Origin of the sequence: Coprococcus sp. ART55/1, assembly GCF_000210595.1 — a bacterium.
Taxonomy (GTDB): Bacteria; Bacillota; Clostridia; order Lachnospirales; family Lachnospiraceae; genus Coprococcus; species Coprococcus aceti.
Genome location: NC_021018.1, coordinates 451,290 through 452,997, shown reverse-complemented (window position 1 = coordinate 452,997; position 1,708 = coordinate 451,290). Strand labels below are relative to the sequence as shown.

The following is a 1,708-nucleotide window of genomic DNA, read 5'->3' as shown; positions in this document are numbered from 1 at the left end:
CTGCGCTATCATATATCCGTAGACCAGTTTCTTTTAGATACGCAGCCGGAGAAAGACACAAAGCGGCGGCAGCTTGACGCGCTTCTTGATGATATGAGCGATACAGGCATACGGATTGTCACCGCAACGGCAAAAGAGATTTCCGAAGTCGAAAAAGAGGGCGAATAGGAATGTCCGGCCTAAAACTGAATAGGATTTAGGAAGCGTTGTAATCTTTTTTGAGATTGCAGCGTTTTTCTTTTGCGTAAGTTTGGCAAAACGGGGCTTTCTGTTGTAATAGGGAGTAAGAAAAAACTTTCATAGCAAGCATAGGAAGCGGGTACCCACTTCCGTATTTTCGCCCTCCTGCGCTGCGACGCGTCGGTTGAAAATGGCTTATTGGGAAGTATCCCAAACCCTCGGAATGGAAAGGAGCGAAAGCATGGACGGACGCAAAAGAACGGTACAAATCAAATTTAGAGTAACAGAAGCGGAACGGGATTTAATTCTTGAAAAAATGAAGCTCGTCCCCACCCGGAACATGGCGGCATATCTTAGGAAGATTGCCATTGACGGATACATTATCCAAGTAGACCATGAAGCTGCGGCAAAGGCACTCAAAACGGCGGGCATTACAAAGCTCCCCAATCCCGCCACGCTGCAAAAGGAATATGAAGCACTCCAAGCGCAGAAAGAAGCCCTTTACGCCGATTATGGCAAGCTGAAAAAGAAAGTCCGGGAATATGACGTTATCAAGCAGAACATAGACAGCATTTTGCAGACAGGAAAGCAGCTTGCGGATAGAGGGCTTTTTCTCCTGCGTCAGCTTCTTTGCGGAAAATTCCTTAAAAGCTGCGGTCAGCACGTCAGCGTCGCGCCCTTTGAAAAACACAAGGTAGCGGGGCGGGCTTTCCGTCGTGTCCTTTTTCAGCGCAAAGTCGATACCGTACTTTTTCGCCGTACTCTCAAAGGCTTTGATATTGCCCTCGGTAATCTCAATGTTGGAAACGCCCGCGTTCTGCTTCATAAGCTGCTTCAAAGTCTGTTTGCCCTGCGGCGTTTTGTCTTTCTGCTTCTTCATCTGTGCAAGCAGCGTTTTCATAGCCTTTTGAAGCGTCTGCGCGGTCAGTTTCCCGGTCTTGATGTAAAGGGCTATGGTCTTTTCGTTGATTTCATCTTGCATTTACCGTCCTCCTTTCGCGGTAGTCTGATAATGTTAGGGTGGTACGCCGCTGCGGTAGCCGCCCATAGGCTTTAGATACGGACGCGCAAGCCGTTCAAATCCTCGGCGCGGATACCCACAAGGTACCATTCCTGCGCCGCGCTCATTTCAATACGGGTCGGCTTCCATTTGCCGCCTGTGAATACGTCGAAACACTCCCCGCAATGCAAGCCGCCGTAATAGTCGGCAATGTCAAAGCGAATGTCGTAGCGGTCGGTCTGTTCGTCAAAAATCAAAGCTCCTGTTTTCTGTGCCATGTGGTAATCCTCCTTTAGATTTTGCCTGTCGCCATATCGTGTGCGACAAGGGCGGTATAGTAGCTGTCAATGGTATTCGGCGCATTGAACAGCACCGCTTTAAGGTACTGTTTAATGTTGCGGATTTTGGTGGTATTCTCTTTCATGCAGTCAAAGACAAATTCAATGTGGCTGCTGTTGAGCTTCATAAACTTTGCCTTGACAAGCTCTGCCGGGTAATCGTCCCCGGCGATACGGATTGTCTTTCTCT

The 1,708-nt window shown here is 48.6% G+C and carries 2 protein-coding genes and 4 pseudogenes; 3 read left to right on the top strand and 3 right to left on the bottom strand.

What is annotated here, in order from left to right; genetic code table 11:
* The 3 pseudogenes from CCU_RS02210 to CCU_RS02200 all read left to right on the top strand — a co-directional run.
* Positions 1-168, top strand: a pseudogene (locus CCU_RS02210) (transcriptional regulator); the annotation flags it as partial.
* Positions 169-370: 202 nt separating this feature from the next.
* Positions 371-541 (top strand): annotated as a pseudogene (locus CCU_RS02205) (plasmid mobilization protein); the annotation flags it as partial.
* A 33-nt stretch (positions 542-574) separates the two neighbouring features.
* Positions 575-772 (top strand): annotated as a pseudogene (locus tag CCU_RS02200) (relaxase/mobilization nuclease); the annotation flags it as partial.
* On the opposite strand, the pseudogene CCU_RS02195 reads toward CCU_RS02200, so the two are convergent.
* From CCU_RS02195 to CCU_RS02185, 3 genes and pseudogenes are all read right to left on the bottom strand, one after another.
* Positions 749-1,162 (bottom strand): annotated as a pseudogene (locus tag CCU_RS02195) (PcfB family protein); the annotation flags it as partial. The pseudogenes CCU_RS02200 and CCU_RS02195 sit on opposite strands and share 24 nt — an antisense overlap.
* A gap of 71 nt (positions 1,163-1,233) precedes the next feature.
* Entirely contained in the window at positions 1,234-1,458 is a 225-nt protein-coding gene (locus CCU_RS02190; RefSeq protein WP_002584988.1) for a DUF5348 domain-containing protein, read from the bottom strand.
* 14 nt (positions 1,459-1,472) lie between these two features.
* A partial coding sequence (locus CCU_RS02185) for a DUF6017 domain-containing protein (RefSeq protein ID WP_243440833.1) occupies positions 1,473-1,708 on the bottom strand: 236 nt, incomplete at its 5' end.